Annotated in this window: 16 protein-coding genes, 5 tRNA genes and 2 pseudogenes; 19 read left to right on the top strand and 4 right to left on the bottom strand. The window is 43.2% G+C overall.

The features are described 5' to 3' along the window. Positions 1-159: 159 nt before the first annotated feature. The 14 genes from ybgC (at position 160) to ACO1PK_RS01655 (ending at position 8,092) form a co-directional block, all read left to right on the top strand. The gene (gene ybgC, locus ACO1PK_RS01720; protein WP_423186958.1) at positions 160-570 is read left to right on the top strand and encodes a tol-pal system-associated acyl-CoA thioesterase; all 411 of its coding nucleotides are present in this window, start codon (positions 160-162) and stop codon (positions 568-570) included. Next, a complete protein-coding gene (gene tolQ / locus ACO1PK_RS01715) occupies positions 560-1,243 on the top strand; it encodes a protein TolQ (RefSeq protein WP_423186957.1) in 684 nt (227 codons plus the stop codon). Before ybgC ends, tolQ begins: the two co-directional genes overlap by 11 nt. Continuing rightward, on the top strand, positions 1,243-1,671 hold the full coding sequence (gene tolR, locus ACO1PK_RS01710; protein ID WP_423186956.1) for a protein TolR: 429 nt from the start codon (positions 1,243-1,245) through the stop codon (positions 1,669-1,671). Before tolQ ends, tolR begins: the two co-directional genes overlap by 1 nt. Next, positions 1,661-2,623, top strand: coding sequence for a cell envelope integrity protein TolA (tolA, locus tag ACO1PK_RS01705; protein ID WP_423186955.1), 963 nt, complete (start codon positions 1,661-1,663; stop codon positions 2,621-2,623). The genes tolR and tolA overlap by 11 nt, the downstream gene beginning before the upstream one ends. A 2-nt stretch (positions 2,624-2,625) precedes the next feature. Further along, positions 2,626-3,972 carry a Tol-Pal system beta propeller repeat protein TolB gene (gene tolB / locus ACO1PK_RS01700; protein ID WP_423188255.1) on the top strand — a complete coding sequence of 449 codons (1,347 nt, stop codon included), beginning with the start codon at positions 2,626-2,628 and terminating at the stop codon, positions 3,970-3,972. A 46-nt stretch (positions 3,973-4,018) separates the two neighbouring features. Next, complete coding sequence (pal, locus tag ACO1PK_RS01695; protein WP_423186954.1) at positions 4,019-4,540, top strand: peptidoglycan-associated lipoprotein Pal; 522 nt, start codon at positions 4,019-4,021, stop codon at positions 4,538-4,540. Between the two features lie 22 nt (positions 4,541-4,562). Continuing rightward, positions 4,563-5,360 (top strand): tol-pal system protein YbgF, encoded by a 798-nt coding sequence (gene ybgF / locus ACO1PK_RS01690; RefSeq protein ID WP_423186953.1) that lies wholly within the window; start codon positions 4,563-4,565, stop codon positions 5,358-5,360. A 185-nt stretch (positions 5,361-5,545) separates the two neighbouring features. Beyond that, positions 5,546-5,621: transfer RNA gene (locus ACO1PK_RS01685), tRNA-Lys, on the top strand. 27 nt (positions 5,622-5,648) lie between these two features. Continuing rightward, positions 5,649-5,724 (top strand) — tRNA-Lys (locus ACO1PK_RS01680). 18 nt (positions 5,725-5,742) lie between these two features. Then, positions 5,743-5,818 (top strand) — tRNA-Lys (locus ACO1PK_RS01675). 20 nt (positions 5,819-5,838) lie between these two features. Beyond that, positions 5,839-5,914: transfer RNA gene (locus ACO1PK_RS01670), tRNA-Lys, on the top strand. A 74-nt stretch (positions 5,915-5,988) separates the two neighbouring features. Further along, a complete protein-coding gene (nadA, locus tag ACO1PK_RS01665) occupies positions 5,989-7,047 on the top strand; it encodes a quinolinate synthase NadA (RefSeq protein WP_423186952.1) in 1,059 nt (352 codons plus the stop codon). Positions 7,048-7,164: 117 nt separating this feature from the next. Next, a tRNA-Ser gene (locus ACO1PK_RS01660) sits at positions 7,165-7,254 on the top strand. Between the two features lie 208 nt (positions 7,255-7,462). Then, positions 7,463-8,092, top strand: coding sequence for a tyrosine-type recombinase/integrase (locus tag ACO1PK_RS01655; protein ID WP_423186951.1), 630 nt, complete (start codon positions 7,463-7,465; stop codon positions 8,090-8,092). Here ACO1PK_RS01655 and istB read toward each other — a convergent pair. Further along, positions 8,038-8,811 (bottom strand): IS21-like element helper ATPase IstB, encoded by a 774-nt coding sequence (gene istB / locus ACO1PK_RS01650; protein ID WP_423186950.1) that lies wholly within the window; start codon positions 8,809-8,811, stop codon positions 8,038-8,040. The two genes, ACO1PK_RS01655 and istB, sit on opposite strands and share 55 nt — an antisense overlap. Next, positions 8,808-9,841: pseudogene (gene istA / locus ACO1PK_RS01645) on the bottom strand (IS21 family transposase). Before istA ends, istB begins: the two are co-directional and overlap by 4 nt. Before the next feature lie 49 nt (positions 9,842-9,890). On the opposite strand from istA, the gene ACO1PK_RS01640 reads away from it, so the two are divergent. Then, positions 9,891-10,592 carry a tyrosine-type recombinase/integrase gene (locus ACO1PK_RS01640; protein ID WP_423186949.1) on the top strand — a complete coding sequence of 234 codons (702 nt, stop codon included), beginning with the start codon at positions 9,891-9,893 and terminating at the stop codon, positions 10,590-10,592. Positions 10,593-10,830: 238 nt separating this feature from the next. Here ACO1PK_RS01640 and ACO1PK_RS01635 read toward each other — a convergent pair whose 3' ends face one another. Further along, complete coding sequence (locus ACO1PK_RS01635; protein ID WP_423186948.1) at positions 10,831-11,985, bottom strand: hypothetical protein; 1,155 nt, start codon at positions 11,983-11,985, stop codon at positions 10,831-10,833. Positions 11,986-12,148: 163 nt separating this feature from the next. Here ACO1PK_RS01635 and ACO1PK_RS01630 point away from each other — a divergent pair. After that, positions 12,149-12,413 (top strand): annotated as a pseudogene (locus ACO1PK_RS01630) (transposase); the annotation flags it as partial. Between the two features lie 440 nt (positions 12,414-12,853). Here ACO1PK_RS01630 and ACO1PK_RS01625 read toward each other — a convergent pair. After that, a complete protein-coding gene (locus ACO1PK_RS01625; RefSeq protein WP_423186947.1) occupies positions 12,854-13,246 on the bottom strand; it encodes a hypothetical protein in 393 nt (130 codons plus the stop codon). Between the two features lie 736 nt (positions 13,247-13,982). On the opposite strand from ACO1PK_RS01625, the gene ACO1PK_RS01620 reads away from it, so the two are divergent. The 3 genes from ACO1PK_RS01620 (at position 13,983) to ACO1PK_RS01610 (ending at position 19,457) form a co-directional block, all read left to right on the top strand. Then, the gene (locus ACO1PK_RS01620; RefSeq protein ID WP_423186946.1) at positions 13,983-14,879 is read left to right on the top strand and encodes a helix-turn-helix transcriptional regulator; all 897 of its coding nucleotides are present in this window, start codon (positions 13,983-13,985) and stop codon (positions 14,877-14,879) included. Continuing rightward, entirely contained in the window at positions 14,876-17,059 is a 2,184-nt protein-coding gene (locus ACO1PK_RS01615; protein WP_423186945.1) for a dynamin family protein, read from the top strand. The genes ACO1PK_RS01620 and ACO1PK_RS01615 overlap by 4 nt, the downstream gene beginning before the upstream one ends. 109 nt (positions 17,060-17,168) lie before the next feature. Further along, positions 17,169-19,457: a dynamin family protein gene (locus tag ACO1PK_RS01610; RefSeq protein ID WP_423186944.1), complete on the top strand. Its 2,289-nt coding sequence runs from the start codon at positions 17,169-17,171 to the stop codon at positions 19,455-19,457. Positions 19,458-19,476 lie beyond the last annotated feature (19 nt).

Here is a 19,476-nt window from a genome sequence, read left to right as displayed (position 1 = left end):
TTAAAAATGGAACTTAACCCTTGATAATGAGTCGATGTAATGTTTTGCTAAAAAACAAGTGGTCAGCGCGAAAAAATATAGTTGTCGTTTTCGCATAAAGGCAATTGAGTTCGTGTGCTGGCTTAATTATCATACAAGCGCGAAAGAATACGGATTCAGATGCAGCGAAACAGCTTCTCCTGGCCAGTAAGGGTATATTATGAAGATACCGATGCTGGTGGCATTGTTTATTATGCTAACTACCTGAAATACTTCGAACGAGCGCGCACCGAATGGTTGCGTGCCCTTGGAGTTGAGCAGGATATCTGGTTAGCACAACAGGTTGCCTTTGTTGTGGCTGAAGTTCAGATGCAGAACAAGAAAGCGGCGAAGTTTAATGAGCAGCTAACCGTATTAAGTGAAATCAGCAGTTTAAAGCGTGCTAGCATGGTGTTTAAACAAGACATTTTTAATGCTTTAGGCCAATTAATTTGTCATGCAGAAGTAAAAGTCGCTTGTGTGGATTCAGTGCAGTTAAAAGCGCAGATGATACCAGCAGAAATTATAGAGGTGTTAACACGTGGCAAGTGAAATTTCGATTCTGCATTTATTGCTAGAAGCCAGTATAGTTGTTCAAGCAGTAATGCTGGCGCTGGTTGGGATGTCAGTGATCTCATGGGCGATGATTTTTAAGCGTAAGAAAGTATTAAAAGAAGCCTTGGATGATGCCAAAAAATTTGAAGACAGGTTTTGGTCAGGGATCGATTTATCAAAACTGTTCGCTGAAGTCAGTGCGCGCCAACATGCCCATGGCATGGAAGCTTTATTTAAAGCAGGTTTTAAAGAATTTGCCAGAATGCACAAAACAAGCCGGCAGTCAGCTGTTGTCATGGATGGTACGCATCGCGCTATGCGGGTCGGCCTGTCTCGCGAAGTCGAACGGTTAGAAGCAGATTTGCCTTTTTTGGCGACAGTGGGTTCTATTAGCCCTTACATCGGTTTATTCGGTACCGTATGGGGTATTATGAATTCATTCATTGCCTTAGGCGCAGTGCAGCAAGCGACATTAGCCATGGTTGCGCCAGGTATTGCAGAAGCTTTGATTGCGACAGCCATTGGTTTATTTGCTGCCATTCCAGCAGTAATCGCTTACAACAAATTTTCAACTCAGGTTGAGCAATTAGAAAATAGCTACATTAATTTTGTAGAAGAATTTGCGAATATTTTACATCGTCAGGCTGTTACCAGCGGAGAGCAAGCCTAATGACTTATGCCCGAAAAAGACGCCGTCCGGTTGCGGAGATTAATGTAGTACCCTATATCGACGTCATGTTGGTTTTGTTAGTTATTTTTATGGTAACCACGCCAATCATCACGCAAGGTGTAAAGGTTGAGTTGCCAAAATCAGCAGCAGAGCCATTAGAGCAGATAAAGGATGGCAAAACGCCTTTAGTTGCTACTGTTGATGAAGCAGGTTTGTACTATTTTGAAAAAGACGGTGTTAATCAAGGGCCTTTTACGGCAACACAGTTAACAGTTGAGGTAGCAAGCTGGTTAAGTATTGAGCCTGGTACGCAAGTTATTGTTAAGGGCGATGGGCGAGTTGATTATAACTCCATTATTCGTTTAATTAATGTGTTGAAAAATGCTGGAGCGCCCGCTGTTGGGTTGATGACTGATAATGAAGTCTGATTTAGTGGCAAAGTGGTGGCAAACGCCGCTGGCTAAGTCAGTGGCCTTGCATTTGGGTATAGTGTTAGTCCTGTTTATCAGTTCATTGAGTTTTTGGCCAAAGCCGACACAAATTATTATTTCAGGTGAAGCGGGTGCTGGTGCTTCAAGCCCTCCGCCACCACCGCCCCCAGTAGAGGCGGTAGCGATTGATCGGCAAGAATTAGAGCAACGTGTTGCGGAAATTAAACAGCAGCAAGAAGAGGCTAGAAAAGCTGAAGAAAAACGTATTCGTGATTTAGAACGTCGAGCCCAACAAGCTGAGCGCTCTAGAGCAGCAGAAGAAGCCCGTTTAAAGCGAGTTGCAGAAGAAAAACGTAAGGCTGATGAAGCCGCTCAGGCTTCGCGTCGTGCTGCAGCAGAAGCAAAAAAACAGCAAGAAGCTGAAGCGGCTAAGGCCAAAGTGGCAGAACAGCAACGTATAGCACGTGAAGCCGAACGTAAAAAAGCCGAAGATGCCGCAAAAGCAGCTGAAGCAAAGCGTAAAGCTGAGCAAGAAGCCTTAGCAAAAGCCCAGGCTGAACGTGAGCGTCAAGCGAGAGAAGATCGGCAGCGTGCTGAGCAAGAGCGTTTATTGCAAGAACAGTTAGCCGCGGAGTCTGATGCGCGACGTCGTGCCAGAGCCCAACAAGCGGTGACAGAGGTTCAACGTTATACGGCAATGATTAGTGATGCAATAGACAGAACCCTAATCAAAGATGAATCGACGATGCGCGGACGCACGTGCAGGGTGAATATTAGACTGGCAACCAATGGTTTTGTAACCAGTGTCAATGTGATAAACGGCGAACGGGTAGTGTGTGATGCGGCAGTTCGGGCGGTTAACCGTGTCGGTACTTTTCCAATGTCATCCGACCCAGATGTGTATAACCAACTCAAAGACATAACGTTAACGGTGGCACCAGAGTTTTGATGATGACTAAATTACTACGTACAGTTTTTTGCAGCTTAATGCTGTTGGTTGGCATGCAAGCGCATGCTTCTTTGGAAATTATTATCACCGGTGGCGTTGATTCAGCAAGGCCGGTGGCGGTATTACCTTTTACGTTTAAAGGCACTACCTTACCGAAAGAGAATATTGCTGAGGTTGTTGCGGCAGATTTAATGCGCAGCGGTAAGTTTAACCCTATTCCTTTTATCAAAATGCCACAGCGCCCATCGACATCTGCAGAGATTAACTTTAGCGCTTGGGCTAAAGAAGGTGTTGAAGCTATTGTAATGGGTGAAGTGACAGAAGTTGGCATTGATCGCTATGAGGTAGTATTCGAGCTTATTGATGTACTCAAAGGTAATACTGGTTTAAACAGTCGAATGTTGAATCAGGGGCAGCTCTCAACAACGGCTCACTTTATGCTTGATAGTCGTACCACCACTATTAATGGCAGCCAATTCCGTCAATATGCGCATCGTATTAGTGATATTGTTTACGAAAAGCTGACAGGTGAGCGTGGCGCTTTTTTAACAAAGATCGCCTATGTGCTGGTTCGACCCAATACTGAGTTTCCTTATCAGCTCGTAGTTGCAGATTATGATGGCTATAATGAACAAGTGCTACTTCGTTCAAAAGAGCCGTTGATGTCGCCAAACTGGTCTCCAGATGGCACTAAGTTAGCCTATGTCACTTTTGAAAAGCGGCAGGCACAAATTTTTATTCAGGATATTTATACGGGTCGCCGGACAATTTTAACCTCGTTTCCAGGCATTAATAGCGCCCCAACTTGGTCTCCTGATGGCCGTAAAATGGCCATGGTGTTGTCGAAAGATGGTAATGCAGAAATTTATGTGATGGATATCGCTACTAAGGCGTTGACGCGTATTACTAACCATCGAGCAATCGATACAGAACCAAGTTGGTCTCCAGATGGTAAAGAGATCGTATTTAGTTCAGAGCGCGGTGGTAACCCTCAGCTATACAGCGTCAATTTAACTACGGGTGATACGCGGCGGTTAACTTTCCAAGGTGAGATGAATCTCGCAGGGACTTTCTCGCCTGATGGGCAATCTATTGTAATGGTAAATCGTACAGGTGGACGCTATCAGCTTGCCCGTATGGATAGACAGAGCCGTTTTATGCAAGTGCTGACCGCGACCAATTTGGATGAGTCGCCCAGTATTGCACCTAATGGCTCTATGATTATTTACAGCACTATGCATGGTCGTTCGCAGGTGCTGGCACTGGTTTCTATGGATGGTCGTTTTAAAGCAAGACTACCGGCGGCGGATGGACAGGTGAAATCGCCAGCGTGGTCACCTTTTTTATAAAACAAAAACTTGGTAAAACTTGGTAAATTAATCTAAGGACAATATTATGAACTTAAACAAAGTGTTAAAAGGCTTATTAATTGCTGTTCCAGTGTTAGCACTGGCGGCATGTAGCTCAAAATCTTCAACGGGTGCTGGTGATGCTGACACATCTGCCACAACTGGCCAAACAGTTCAAGTTGAACGCGTAGATCAAGCGGCTTTAGCTGCTGAGCAAATGCGTCAAAAAATGGAAGCACTGCGTAGCGAAAACACAGTGTATTTCGACTTTGACCGTGCAACCATTCGTCCAGAATTCGCTGAGCTGTTACAAGCGCACGGCGAATTCTTACGTGCAAACCCAAGCGTACGTGTTACTGTAGAAGGCCACACTGACGAGCGTGGTACTCCAGAGTACAACATCGCTTTAGGTGAGCGTCGTGCTATTTCTGTAGTTCAGTACTTACAAAACTTAGGCGTAAGCGCTGGTCAAATTTCTACAGTAAGCTACGGTGAAGAGAAGCCAGCAGTTCGTGCTACTGGCGAATCAGCATACGCACAAAACCGTCGCGCGGTATTAGTATATTAATTAACTAAAGGTATGAATGAGGATGACAGTGATAAAACCTCTGCTTATAGCAATGTCCTTAGTCAGTGTTGGCGCTTGGGCAAATCCGGCGCCTGTTACTGAGATAGGCAGAAGCAGCAGACCAGCTTCATCCGCGACTTCGCCTGCTGCAGGTTCTATGGAACAGCGACTTGCAGCATTGGAGCGGGTTGTTGAAGCCCGGGCTGAAGGTCAGGTAAGAATGCAACAACAGTTGCAAATCTTATTGGATGAAGTCAGTGAGTTGCGTGGTGTCACAGAAACTCATTCGTATCAGCTGGATGAAATTGTTCAGCGTCAACGCGATATTTACCAGGAAATTGAACGCCGGGTGAGTGCTGTACAGGGGGCGGGGCAAAGTGCTAATACCACTGCTGCTCCGACTCCTGTTACAAACAGTCCTGCAGTTATGGTTTCAGGAAATATTTCCGAAACCGACGCTTATGACAAAGCAGTTAACATGGTGCTAAAAGATCGGCGCTATGATGCTGCTATTCCCGAATTTGAATCTTTTTTGCGTACTTATCCAAACTCAGTGTATGCGCCGAATGCGCATTATTGGTTGGGACAGTTGTTATTTAATAACAGTGAGCTTGCTAGAGCAAAAACCCAATTTGAGCGCGTAGTGAATAACTTTGCAGACTCAAACAAAGTGGCTGACTCATTGCTTAAGCTCGGTCAGATTGCAGAGCGTGAAAATGACAAAGCTACCGCTTTGACGCATTATCAAAAGCTAACATCTGCTCATGGCTCTTCTACTGCCGCTAGATTGGCAAAAGAGCGTCTTGAGGCGCTGAAATGATCGACCCGGCCAAGTGCCGGGTTTTTTCATTTGGTGCTTTAGTATTAGCATCTTCATCGTAAAAATACTGTCTAGATTAGCAGCGCTTCGCTGGCATTTTAAGCACTTGGCCTGCTGTTAAGCAAAAAATCACAGTTTTTGGTTGCAGAAATTCCGTAAATCAGTAAGATATGCGTCCGCGGTTAGGGTCATTAGCTCAGCTGGTAGAGCAGCGGACTTTTAATCCGTTGGTCGATGGTTCGAATCCATCATGACCCACCAAACCGCGCAAACAAAGTACACCGAAGTGGGTCATTAGCTCAGCTGGTAGAGCAGCGGACTTTTAATCCGTTGGTCGATGGTTCGAATCCATCATGACCCACCACTTCGCGTTACCCTGTTTGGGTCATTAGCTCAGCTGGTAGAGCAGCGGACTTTTAATCCGTTGGTCGATGGTTCGAATCCATCATGACCCACCACTTCTCGCGTTATCCTGTTTGGGTCATTAGCTCAGCTGGTAGAGCAGCGGACTTTTAATCCGTTGGTCGATGGTTCGAATCCATCATGACCCACCAAACAGCATCAATACTGTCTTTTTGTAAATTTTCTTCTATAATACGCGCCTTTCATTAGCCACTGAGTAAATCCTATGGACCAGCCGTTGTATTTTTCTGAGCAAGACTTTGCCTTCCCGAAAAAGCCTGTGCCATTAAACCAAGACGAGAAGCAAGCTTACAAGGCGCGTATTAAAAGCTTATTACAGCAAAAAGATGCGGTGCTCGTCGCGCACTATTATACCGATCCAGAAATTCAAGCCTTAGCCGAAGAAACCGGCGGCTGTGTCTCTGACTCGCTGGAAATGGCCCGTTTTGGTAATCAGCATCCGGCTAAAACCTTATTAGTCGCGGGCGTAAAATTTATGGGCGAAACCGCTAAAATTTTAACGCCAGAAAAAACTGTCATTATGCCAACGTTGGATGCTACCTGCTCACTGGACTTAGGCTGCCCAGCCGAAGAGTTCTCTGCCTTTTGCGATCAGCATCCAGACCGAGTCGTAGTGGTATACGCCAATACCTCGGCAGCCGTTAAAGCCCGTGCTGATTGGGTCGTCACCTCTTCTATTGCCCTTGATGTAGTAGATTATCTGGATAGCCAAGGCAAGAAGATCCTGTGGGGCCCAGATAAGCATTTAGGTGCCTATGTGCAAAAGCAAACCGGTGCCGATATGCTGCTATGGAACGGTGCCTGTATTGTGCATGATGAGTTTAAAGCCAAAGCCTTAATTGAGCTGAAAAAGCAGCATCCAGAAGCAGCAGTATTGGTTCATCCGGAATCGCCCGATAGCGTAGTGCAATTAGCCGATGCCGTAGGTTCAACCAGCCAACTGATTAAAGCCAGCCAAACGCTGCCTAACGAGATGTTTATTGTCGCCACAGATGCCGGTATCTTTTATAAGATGCAGCAACTGCTGCCTAATAAGACCTTTATCGCGGCCCCAACTGGCGGTAACGGCGCTACCTGCCGCAGCTGCGCGCATTGCCCTTGGATGGCCATGAATGGCCTCAAAGCTATTGAAGAGGCGTTACTTAATCACCAAGGCCATGAGGTCTTTGTGGATGCGGCCATCCGCGAACGCGCCTTACTGCCGTTAGATCGCATGTTAAACTTTGCCAAAGAGCAAAAAATGCAGGTAAAAGGCAACGCTTAGGTTAGCTTACTATTGCCCGCTGTTTAAAATAGCGGCAATAACGCTAGAGTGTTGCATATAGTTATTGCTAAGTCGCCGCTTTTTCCCTAGTATAGCGGCGCTTGCTAAGCAAGCCCCGGAGAGATGGCTGAGTGGCTGAAGGCGCACGCCTGGAAAGTGTGTTTAGGTTAACCCCTAACGAGGGTTCGAATCCCTCTCTCTCCGCCAGATTCGAGTCTACAAAAGTACACTGTTGTCTATAACCCCGTGATTTTGCGGGGTTTTTTCTTTTATAGCGTCTGTAAATGTCTACCATAGTCCATGTAAAGCACCCATCAAAACCGGGTAAATTGGGGTTTTTTGGGTGTTTTTCTGGGTGTTTAGGGGATTTCTGAAACTGCTACCCATACCAACTTTTCCTTATAATGGAGTACGTATGGCGTTATCTCAAGAGCAAGTGGCATTATTTGTCCCATCTGAAAAAGACTACAAGATTTCTGATGAGAAGGGGCTGCAGCTTCTCGTAAAAAAATCAGGCAAAAAATTTTGGCGTTTGCGATATTGGATCCTCGATAAAGAGAAAACATTATCACTGGGTAGTTTTCCTGAGGTCAGCTTGGATCAGGCGAGAGCAGAGCAGAAAACCGCACTGGAGATGCTAGCAAGAGGGATCGATCCGTCACTTAACCGGCAATTAAAAAAAACCATTGGCGCAACAGCCAATCTAAATAGCTTTGAGACGGTAGCTCGCGAATGGTTTTGCGTACGTATGGCAAATAAAAGCTTAACGCACCAAAAACGCACACAGAGCATTCTAGACAACCATCTCCTTCCTGTCCTCGGTCGTTTTGACCTTGACCAGCTAACGTCACTTGCTGTGCTTGAAGCGCTTAGGCGAATTGAAAATACTGGGGCCGTCGAAACCGCACATCGCGCTAAAAACATCTGCAGCTTGATATTTGTCAACAACAATCCAATAGTGATCCACCCCAACAATTTAAAAGTGATCCACTACTCTTTAGTTTTATCCATTAATCCAGCTTGTTTCTTTTCTTTAATACGATAACTTTCTCCTTTAATTTGTAAGATATGCGAGTGGTGTAAAACCCGATCTAGCATTGCAGAAGTTAGCGCGGTATCGTTTGCAAAGACCTGTCCCCACTGACCGAATGGCAGGTTGCTGGTTAAGATAACCGAGCCTTTTTCATACCGTTTTGCAATCACATCAAACAATAACTTTGCTTCATGCGCACTAAAGGGGAGATAGCCTATTTCATCAATGATTAGAAGCCTTGGTGCGACAACTGAACGCTGCATCACTTGCTTATAGTTATCTTGGCGTTGTGCTGTGGCCAGTTGCAGAATTAAGTCTGATGCGCTGATAAAGCGGGTTTTTATCCCAGCCTGCACCGCTTTATAACCCAGTGCAACGGCAATATGCGTTTTACCCACACCTGATGGCCCTAGCATCACCACATTTTCCTGTCGCTCAATAAATGACAACGACGCTAATTCTGCAACTTGCCTTTTAGGCACGCCAGTCGCGAAGGCGTAATCAAACTCCTCCAAGGTTTTTACTGCTGGGAACCCCGCCATACGGGTAAACATGTGCTGCTTTCGCTGATGGCGTGAACGCTTTTCACATTGAAGCGCCTGCTCAAGGAAGGTGAGATAATCCCATTCTTCTTTTGCTGCTTGCTGGGCTAAATCACAGGCATTCGCATCAATACCCGGTAACTGTAACGCAGTAGCTAATTCGCTAAGTCGTGATAATTGTAAGTTCATATGACCTCCATCAATTGGTCATACACACTTAAATCATGGTGCAGTGGTTGCTGGCTTAGCCTGCTTAACGAAGGGAGTGGACTGTTATCAGGCAAGGATGGCGCAACTGCTAACAGCCGAGGGGGCAATGTTTGCAGCACCTTACGTTCTTCTACTAACCGCTCTGCAGGCTTCTGTTTGGTGGTGTCATGAATGCGTTGATGTGCCACCGTATCCAGCCATAAGGCAACCTGTTCATTAGCGGTATTGATATCAATATCTGGCCCAACGTCATTAACTTGGTATTCAGAGGGCGAAAGAAGTTATCACGTACATAACGCACCATACGTTCTACTTTGCCTTTCGTTTGTGGCCGGTAGGTATGACACAGTTTGGGGATAAAACCCATGCTCTTAGCAAACTGGTAAAAGGCCTGATTAAGCTTATGCGCACCTTCGCCATAAGCATCGCGCTCAACCACGACCGTTTTCATATTGTCGTACCATACCTCACGTGGGATACCCTGGAAGTAATCAAACGTGAGGCGGTGGCACTGTTCCAGCGTGTCGTAACGCATATTATCGGTGAAGACCACCATCATTGCCCGGCTATACCCTAATACCGCGATAAAGGCATGGATGGGGGCTTTGCCACCACGCATCTGCCCCCAATCGACCTGCATTTGCTTACCCACTTCCGTTTCAAACCGCACTACAGGCTCAGGGGTAGGCTTGCCACGGTATTGGAATAAGTACTGGCGTAACAACGATAAACTGCCGCTATAACCGAGTTCTTTGAGCTCACGAAACAGGACTTCACCCGACAGGTGTACTGGTTTCGCTTGTGCGATACGTGAGTGTAAAAAGGACTTGAAAGGGTCGAGTAATGAGCGGCCTTTTTCACGAGCAGAGTAAACAGGAGTATCCATTTTGGCTCGCAGGTAACGCTTAACGGTATTGCGTGAAATACCTAATTGTTTAGCGATTGCCCGCTGCGAAAGGCCTTGCTGATGCAAAATCTGAATTTTCATAAGTTCTTCTTTTGTGATCAAAGTGCCCCCGAAAAGGCACTATAGTGAAAACAAGTGGATCAGATTTCAATTGTTGAAGTGGATCAGTTTTGCATTGTTGGTAACAATATTTTGCTATGGCATTGTAACGTCACGTTGCGAACGTAACCCTGCATCTGCTTTAAAAGGTGCATTAAAACAACCAAAACGTACGCATCACTCCGCTATTGTTGAACCTAAAGAGTTGGGAGCCTTCCTCAGAGCGTTGGATGATTCAAGAGGGTGCTTTCAGGTTGCCGCAGCACTCAAGCTCGCTGTGTTGTTTTTTTGTCGTCCTGGCGAGTTATGCCGCTTGCGTTGGGAGTACGTTAATTTTGAAAAAGGGATTATTGAATTTAACGCCTCTAAAACATATCAAGCCCACATCATTCCAATCTGCAGTCAGGCTATGGTGCTTATGCGAGAATTAGAATCGACAGCTGGTGGTTCGCCGTTTGTATTTCCATCACCACGAAACAGAAACCGGCCAATTTCTACCGATGCACTTCGAGTCAGGATGCGTGGGTTAGGGTATTCTAAAGACGAGGTTACAACTCATGGTTTTCGTGCAACGGCACGCACGCTATTAGATGAAGAGCTCGAATACCCTACTGATTGGATAGAGCACCAGCTTGCCCATTCAGTCAGAGATCCGAATGGCCGAGCTTACAATCGTACGAAACATCTAGCGCAACGAACTGCAATGATGCAAGGCTGGGCTGATTATTTGGATTCACTCAAAAACCTAAACTAAATAGCAATAAACGACAGGGTATAATTTCTAACCGTAATAATTCGGAATCGTCATGTGCCGAATTATTACGGTTGTCATTCGCAAAGATTTGGTATACCGAGATGAGAAACACCATTAAAAAGCTGGTATCAATAGGATGATGGAGCCGTAAATGGTTTTGACCTACGGGTTAACAAGCTTGCCAATTTCAACTCTTTGTAATGTGCGCGTTTAACAAGGCCGGCTGATAAATTAAATATCAATAATCTTCAACTTTTTCTAAAATCAAAGCACTCAACTTGTCTCTCAATTTATCATTGAAGGACTCTACAAAGTTGTCTTCTCGATTAGAAATTTCATTATTGACTTCGTTAACGACTTCGTCATACAAGCGCGTTAGATCTTCGGGAATAGGCTTGTATAATTCATCTTTCCTCGTGTTGTACCGAATTTCAATTTCTGAATCAAGAGAAGTATATCTAGCTTGATACTTTTCAATTTCAGTTTCTACTAGAGTGTTCAATTCATCATATAATTCGTTTGGAATATTGTCATCGGCTTGTAAACAGATGTGTCCTAAATAAGAATCTAGACTTTCTGAATAGATATTTTTGTAGTAACTGAGGTCAGGATCATCTTCGAAAAAATCTTTGCCTATAGAAAGGATTTCGAAAATCCCATCTGCTAACTCTTTCGGATTAATAGAGGTAAATAATACTGGCTTGCAAACTTGCTTATAAGAGTTCTTGGCAGAAGAATTTATAAAGACTTGATCACAAATATTATTTAACGTTTTTTCATCAGGATTCTGTGGGATGCACACTGACTTTATATTTGGATATTTCTTCTTCATAAAGTTCCACATGAGGTCAGCAATTTCTTCGCCGCCAAAGTCGCTTTCACAAAGCAACTCATCATAACTAGGATATCGTCCATGTTCTATTTCCCGATCTGGAGAGTCTGACTTTAACGAAAAATTCGCTGACCCGTAAACTATATGGTCATCTCGCTGTAAAAATTTAATATGTGATAGATTTTGAATTAAAACTTCCAATGTACTGCCGGTTACGCGCTTGTTATTTATCTCAACTAGTCTTTCAATAACAGACCTAATTTCTTCAAACCCAGAGTCGTTTGTAAAGCTAAAGACCAGTCTTACTTCACCCGTACACTGACCTATCGATTCTTCGACGATTTTGGCAAATCCTACTTTCACCGTATAAGTGAACATTGTCATTTTTTTGCATGGCAATATATCAAAAATCCCAGATATTGATAAATTACTAGGCTTAAAGAAAACTTGCGTATCGAGTGAGTTGATTTTTTTTGATATAAATTCCAGCTCTTTCACGAGGGCTTTATCCGCCTCTTCGGCCATTTTGGCGTTTAAATGTCTAAAAAGTGAAGCTCCCATAAATTCCCTTTATTACTATTGACCGATACCCCAGATTTAATACCATGACAGTGATGATATTTCCAATAAATTTACTTCCCCATTAATGCAAATAACCAAAACCGCTGTTATGTTCGCAAAAACCGAAGCTTGTCGTTAGCCACTAATTTTTCGACTAGCTCACAACTGGACAAGGCTTAGCGTGTTCTTCGATTACCCACCGGAGATACGAAAGGTCATCTATACCACCAACGCCATCGAATCGCTTAATGCCACCCTGCGTCAGGTCACCAAGACCAGAAGGTCATTCCCAAGTGATGTTGCAGTACTCAAATTGCTGTATTTGGCTTTACACCAGATTACTAAAAAGTGGACAAATGCCACTACGAAATTGGAAGCCAGCCATGACTCAGTTTATGATTATGTACGGTGACCGAGTATCGTTATGATAAACAGCCACTTACACAAAAGATTTTATAGTCTCCAATCATTATCTCCAATTAGCACTGTTGGAGAAACTGGCTTAATTTCAAGTGCCGTTTTTGGAGCACTTTTATAATTTATAGCAATGACTTCTTTGAGTAACATTTTATCTATTCCCTAGACCATCGAAGTTAAATTTTCTCCATATGCATAACGAGGGTGTAGAAAAACCCTCGACTTAAAATTTAATACAAAAAACAGTTAAATTTCACCCTAAAAACGCGTCGCTACGTAAAATCTGCATAGGTTTCACCATTGAACCGCAAAAAAATTTAACGTAGCGCACGTTAATTTATTTGCTCAAAGGTTTTCCTACAGCCTCAACGCACGCCTAAACGGCGAGCAACTTGTTGCGAGTCCAGCGGCCAAAGGCCGCGATGTTTAAGGCGTTTGTTATTTTGTATATTTAACATGCTATTACAGGTTTTGCTCTTGCATCAGGTTTCGCCACATCGTTAGCAGGAAGTAAGATCGGCACAGAAAACTGGACTCGGCTAGCCAAACTACTTTTAGTTCCAGTTTCAGCTTCAGCACCACCACCAAATATTCCAGCAATGACTTTGACTTTGGCACCTGCTTTTGCAGTATCTTCAGCCGTGACAGCTACGTCGAATGTCACAATTTGAGCATAATTATTGTTAGAGTTATCCCAAATAGCATTGTCCGCTACTTTCGCAGCATGACGAGTAAGTCCGGCAGGATTGATATAAGCGCCAAGCTCTAAGGCTTTTGCTTGAGCCTCTGTTACGCCGTTTACTATTGAAAGCAGAGTTTCAGATACAAAGTCTTTCAGATCCATGATTTATACTCCAATCTTGCAATGCAAAATAACAGTTATTATGTATACCTCTCAGTAACACCAGAAAGGTAAAATTAATTCATTCCTATAAGTTTACCGAAAAACAATGAGTTGAGAAGTCAGCTAAGCACTCAATTAACCTTTAATTTACAATATTACTGAGATACCTTAGTGAAAATACATATTAAAACCATATAAATTAGATATTTATCATAAGCTTATGGCAATTTTAATCCATTTGTTGTCAGTTATTACTTAGGCTTCTCAGTAAATCAGTAGATAACTAACACTGGGAGCTTAAATGACCCGAGCACCATACCTTAAATTGATTGATTCAGACAGGTTATGTTTACAGACACTTAATTAAGAACAACATGACCGGTTTTGCAGTAAAACCAGACATTTGTTAGGGGATTTTAGTAAGGGGAGAATTTCTGCTATTCGCTCATAGTGAAGATCGTCTGTGTGCCAAAAGCAGGCGTTGCCATTTGTAAACCTCAATGACTGCTCTGAGTTTTTAGTTGACATAATACTTAAGTTTAACAGGGCTAACATGCACAGGTCTTGCTAATCATGAATTCCATTATCTGCAAATTCCTGTTATTTTGACTGTGAACAGAACTCTGACTTGTAGAAATTACAAATAAAAACGCATAAAGGATTTGTTGGACACTCCCTGTCCCAAGTGTTTTGTATTATACACCTTATCTAAAGGAATTTGATTAAAGGTATGTTTATGAGGAATACCATTCTTGCTAATCGACTAGCTGATATAGCTGCTATGGCATTTAGTGGTGAATCTTTAAATCTGCGAAAATTGTCGGATAAATATGGAGTAAGTTCTAAAACTATTCGTAGAGACTTTGAACGTTTGGATTCCGTTATTGAGAGATGCCCTGAGACTGGTGATTATAAGCTATCACAATCCCGAGGCATGTATAACGAAGAAGACCTTATTCGTTTAATCAGTAACATCGGTTTTAAAAAAGCACTTCCTACCAAGGTAGCCAAATTTCTTCGAAGTTTCATCAATGACTCGGTCAGCGAGTGTTATCATTTTCTAGAGCAACCCCTTGAAGCAGACTTTATTTCTTCGCTTCATAGCACCTTTGAAACTGCGATTAAAAGTCGCTTAATCGTTAGCTTTATTTACAAAGATAAGCCTCGGTTAGTCTCGCCATACCTCTTGGTTTATAGCCATGGTAGTTGGTACTTAGCAGCACTTTCTGAAGGTACACTGAAGACTTTCTCACTTGCGCGTATTAAGTTCGTTAGTATGCAAAAGGAGCAATTTGACTATGACCCCGCAGTTGTCGATAAAATTAAAGAACAAGATACCATTTGGTTTGGACAACCGATTTTTAATATAACCCTTGAAGTGTCGAAAGACATTGCATTTTACTTTGAACGTAAAGCTCTTCTGCCAAAACAAAAAATTATCGAAAAGCGTAAGGACGGCTCCCTCCTAATCTCTTCTTCGGCATGGAGTTATAACCAAATAGCGTCAATTGTTCAATATTGGATACCTAACATTCGCGTTATCTCACCATGCGAGCTAGATACTTACATACGAAATAATCTATCGTCTTGGTTGGATACAACTAGCAGCAAAACTGAAAGTGTATTGTCATGAACAAAAAAACAAAGTCTATACTCGTTGCCGCTTCTATGAGTGCTGGAAAGTCCTCACTTATTAATGCGCTTATTGGAAAAGATTTACTTCCTTCTGGGAACGAAGCGACTACGGCTAAGATTGCTCGTATAACCGTATGTGAAAAAGCTAAACCTAGTATGAAGGCTTATTGCCACTCGGGTATTGTTATTGCGTCATTCAACACAATTTGTACAAAACAAATACAGGCATGGAATATATCAGATGAAATTGCATCTTTTGACATTACCATTCCTTACTCCGGCATAAAGCAGCATTCAACATTAGCTGGTTACACATTGGTTGACACACCAGGGGCTAATAACAGCAGGGATGAACGTCATAAAGAACAATTTATTAATGCATTAAAAGCATATCCTAAAAGCCCTGTACTTTATGTTCTTAATGCAACACAACTAGGCACAACCGATGATGCAGAAATCATTCGAACCATTCGTGCAGTAAACCCAAGACAACCAGTAATATTCGCACTTAATAAAGTTGATGCTTTGGATGAACAAAGAGGGGAAACTGTTAAGCATTATGTAGCATTAGCGAGCAAGTATTTAGCAGGGCTTGGCTACAAAAATGCCAAAATAATACCGCTTATGGCTCAATCTGCCTTGATAGCCAAAAAATCACTAGATGACGTCGAATTAAGACGCACAGAGCGTTACATCCTCAACGCTGAATTTGAACGTTTTCGAGAGCATCCTTTTCACTTAAATAGTGCTGCAAAAGTACCGCAAGTATTAAAGAAGAACGTACGAAGAAGGCTCGTTAAAGTCTCAAAAGGACAAGTACCACTTATGAGTAAAAAAGAGCTGTATGCTTTCATAGACTATACTGGCTTAAGCACAGTGAATACTCTCATGATGGGCGCGGCAAATACTGATTGTGTGAAACAACATATCTCAAATAATAGGGCGCTAGCAATCCATCATATTTCAATTATCTATAACCCTTATCTTGTAGAAACTAAATTCCTTATTAATGGCCAACCGCCTTCTGAAAGTTCTATTATTGCACCGTATAGATGCAAGCGCTTGCAACTTTGGGTTAAGTCATTTTTTGATGATTTGCAGGTTTGGTTTAATGGAAAAGAATATTTCTTTATTGAATTCACCGGAGTCGAAACAGACTTTGATGACATTAAACAAGCAGCCGATAAAGCCATAAAAAAAGGCATGAATGTTGAACTGAATTTCAATCCAACAACTTTTGATGTATCAAGCTCAAAAAATAACATTCAAAACTTTGAGGTCGTGGTAGTTGGCTCTATCTCTTGCGGTAAGTCCACCTTTATCAATGCCATGTTAGGGCAAGATTTATTACCCACAAGTACTGGAGCAACCACACCTACAATCACCCGCATTTTTGACGACAAATCCCAAGGCGGCAATTTTTACGGCGAATGTTTTGATAGCAATAGCAAACTAATTGAGCGTAGCGAGGCGGTTGACCTAGCGACAATGAAGGCATGGAGCAATCACTCTGAAACCAAGATCATCAATTTGAAAGGTGATATCCGAGCTATAACAGAGAACAGCAATCTTCGTTTCATACTTACCGATACCCCTGAACTATATAGTTCAGCTTCGGAGCATCATCGCACCTTAGATTTTATTCAGGATTCAGCTCGTTATCCTCTGATTATTTACGTGTTGAATGCAACTCAGTTGGGCACAAACGATGATACTCAGTTGCTAAGACTTGTTGCTGACACAATGAGCAAAGGCGAGAAGCAAAGTAAAGACCGCTTCTTATTCGTGGTGAACAAGATGGACATGTTTGACCCGGAATGGGGTGAAAATATAGAAGAAGCGCTAAGTAGTGTGAAAGCCTATCTGAATGAGCATGGGATTTACGACCCTAACATCTACCCAATATCAGCATATATGGCCTATCTCTTACGCAAAAAAAGCGAGCTATCACGCAAAGAACGCTCAAGCTGCAGTCTCATTGCGGATCTGCTGCTTGAAGAACCTAGTATGGCACTTCACCAATACATGTCGCTAAGCCCTGCAATAATGTCAACTATGCAAGAAAAAGCGCAATATGATGAAGCATTGCAAGACAAAACTATGTGGCGTGCGTTACTCAACAGTGGCTTACCTGGGGTTGAAGCTGTTATTCATGAGTACATGAATACTGTTTCCTAATATGATTAAACTGTATCCCCTTGGCGTTGACCTTGAAAATTATCTGTATGGACGGTGTAATCTTTAACCGTCTCTAACAATCTAGTTTATATAAAAGCGAGATTTGACTATGAACCACATTGCAATAACGCATAACCCATTTTTAGTAGAGACCGAATTTCTTATTAATGGTAATTCCCCGTCTGAAAGTTCAAACATTACAGCATATTGCTCTAAACGCTTACAGCTTTGGGTAGAGCAGATTTTTGATGACCTGCAGGTGCTGTTTAATGGCAGTAATGACTTCTTGATTGAATTCACCGGCGTAGAATCGGACTTCAATGACATCAAAGAAGCAGCCAACAATGCAATCCAAAAAGGCATGTGTGTTGAGCTGAAGTTCAATCCTGTAGCGCCTGCTGAAGAGCGACTGGAAAAAATCAAAGCACTAATGACACGTGTCAGCGAAGAGTCACCAAAGTTTGCTAACTACTTAGCGAATAGCGATTTAAAAGCCAAACAAGACTTCGAAGACGCTTTAAACAATGATTTTGACGCGTATGTGGTCGCCACCATGTCTTCAGGCAAATCCACCTTTATTAACGCGATGATAGGGCAAGACTTGCTGCCTGCAGCAAACGAAGCAACCACCGCGACCATTGCCCATATTTTTGACGACAAATCCCAAGGCGACAATTTCTACGGCGAACGTTTCAACAGCAATGGCAACCGCATTGAGCATCTGGAATCTGTTGACTTAGCGACCATGAAAGAGTGGAACGCCGACTGTGAAACAAAAACCATCAAGTTGCACGGTAATATCCGAGCTATCAAAGAAAACAACAATGTCCGTCTCGTTCTAACCGACACCCCAGGGCCGAATAACAATCAAGATCCGGAACACCAGCGCACGACATTAAGGTTTATCCAGGATTCAAAGCGTAATCCACTTATTATCTATGTGTTGAATGCGACACAGTTGGGTACTAACGACGATGCTCAGCTGCTAAGACTAGTTGCTGAAACCATGAGTAAAGGCGGTAAGCAAAGTAAGGATCGCTTCTTGTTTGTGGTGAACAAGATGGACGAGTTCGACCCCGAGAAAGGTGAGAACATTGAAGAAGCGCTAAATCGCGTGAAAAGCTATCTCGAAGAGAATGGTATTCACGACCCTAACCTCTTCCCTGTATCCGCGCGTATGGCTTACCTGCTGCGCAAGCAAGGTGAATTAACCCGAGCTGAACGTGGGGACAAAAGAACAATTTCAGAGCTATTGCTTGAAGAACCAAGCATGGCGTTTCCGCAATATATGTCTGTCAGCGCTTCGGTAAAGTCTGCCATGCAGAAAAAAGCTGAGCATGATGAAGCCTTGCAAGACAAAACCATGTGGCGGGCGCTTCTTAACAGTGGTTTACCGGGTGTTGAAGCCGTTATCGATGAATACATCAATAAATATAGCTTCCCAATGCGACTAAACCGCGCGCATTTGGCGATGACTGCTGCTATTGAGCGTGGAATGCGAGAGGCCGAGTTAATCAAAAAGCTGGAGATTGATGAGCAAGCCCTTTCGCTGCTTAAGTCAGAAATTCAAAGCCTGAAAGCGCGTCGTGATCAGGGCTTTAATACACAAGCCTATAAAGAGCAACTCAAACAAGAAGGTCGTGACCTGCCAATGGACGTGCACAACTCTCTGAACGAATTAGAGAGACACGTCTATGCGCGGATTAAGGAGCTAGGTGACACGTTTAGCGGTGACGTCAGTATCTGTGAGGCCGAGTCCAGAATCGATGTTGCATCCAAAGACATTAAGTTTCTGTTTAATCGCAGTATTAATGAGTACGAACAAGCGTTCCTGAGCTCACAAGAAATTATTAAAAAAGAGCTACATCAAGAATATCAAGACCATGTCGCTGCACTATTCCCAGAAAGCAACGCGTTGGAACTACCGATTTATCAAGCTCTAAAACATTCCATCTCTGCAATTTCGCTGAATATCGAACTGAACCAAAGTGACATAAGCAAACGATCTGTTGTGAGCGGCTACAGAACGGTGAGTGACGCAACATGGTACAACCCATTCTCGTGGTTTAGTACACGCGATGTGCCCATTTACAGAGAAGAAGATTACGTCGACCTGCAAGAGCTATGGAAAGAACGGATTATCATAATCCGCGGCCAGTTTAATTCCTTAAAGGGCGACGCAGTTAAACGTATTCGAGAGGACAAGGACAAGCTGATTGATAACTACCTTGCCTTCTTGGAAGGCGAATTTAGCACCAATTTCGCTGCCATTCTCGCCGATCTAGAACAAAAAGTTGAAAACCAAACTCAGCGCGAAAACGCAATTGCTCAAGCAAAAACTGATATCGACGAGATTCGTACTATCAAACAAGAGCTGGAAGCCATTTTACTTTTTTAACCCGTTACTGACCCACTGA

The organism is Alishewanella sp. d11 (assembly GCF_049390205.1).
Lineage (GTDB): Bacteria > Pseudomonadota > Gammaproteobacteria > Enterobacterales > Alteromonadaceae > Alishewanella.
This window is presented reverse-complemented; position numbering and strand designations above follow the sequence as displayed.

Excerpts from the sequence above, each read along its gene's own strand:
- ybgC (WP_423186958.1), top strand. The coding sequence starts at position 160 with ATGCAGCGAAACAGCTTCTCCTGGCCAGTAAGGGTATATTATGAAGAT.
- tolR (WP_423186956.1), top strand. The coding sequence starts at position 1,243 with ATGACTTATGCCCGAAAAAGACGCCGTCCGGTTGCGGAGATTAATGTA.
- tolA (WP_423186955.1), top strand. The coding sequence starts at position 1,661 with ATGAAGTCTGATTTAGTGGCAAAGTGGTGGCAAACGCCGCTGGCTAAG.
- tolB (WP_423188255.1), top strand. The coding sequence starts at position 2,626 with ATGACTAAATTACTACGTACAGTTTTTTGCAGCTTAATGCTGTTGGTT.
- pal (WP_423186954.1), top strand. The coding sequence starts at position 4,019 with ATGAACTTAAACAAAGTGTTAAAAGGCTTATTAATTGCTGTTCCAGTG.
- ybgF (WP_423186953.1), top strand. The coding sequence starts at position 4,563 with ATGACAGTGATAAAACCTCTGCTTATAGCAATGTCCTTAGTCAGTGTT.
- nadA (WP_423186952.1), top strand. The coding sequence starts at position 5,989 with ATGGACCAGCCGTTGTATTTTTCTGAGCAAGACTTTGCCTTCCCGAAA.
- ACO1PK_RS01655 (WP_423186951.1), top strand. The coding sequence starts at position 7,463 with ATGGCGTTATCTCAAGAGCAAGTGGCATTATTTGTCCCATCTGAAAAA.
- istB (WP_423186950.1), bottom strand. The coding sequence starts at position 8,811 with ATGAACTTACAATTATCACGACTTAGCGAATTAGCTACTGCGTTACAG.
- ACO1PK_RS01635 (WP_423186948.1), bottom strand. The coding sequence starts at position 11,985 with ATGGGAGCTTCACTTTTTAGACATTTAAACGCCAAAATGGCCGAAGAG.
- ACO1PK_RS01625 (WP_423186947.1), bottom strand. The coding sequence starts at position 13,246 with ATGGATCTGAAAGACTTTGTATCTGAAACTCTGCTTTCAATAGTAAAC.
- ACO1PK_RS01620 (WP_423186946.1), top strand. The coding sequence starts at position 13,983 with ATGAGGAATACCATTCTTGCTAATCGACTAGCTGATATAGCTGCTATG.
- ACO1PK_RS01615 (WP_423186945.1), top strand. The coding sequence starts at position 14,876 with ATGAACAAAAAAACAAAGTCTATACTCGTTGCCGCTTCTATGAGTGCT.
- ACO1PK_RS01610 (WP_423186944.1), top strand. The coding sequence starts at position 17,169 with ATGAACCACATTGCAATAACGCATAACCCATTTTTAGTAGAGACCGAA.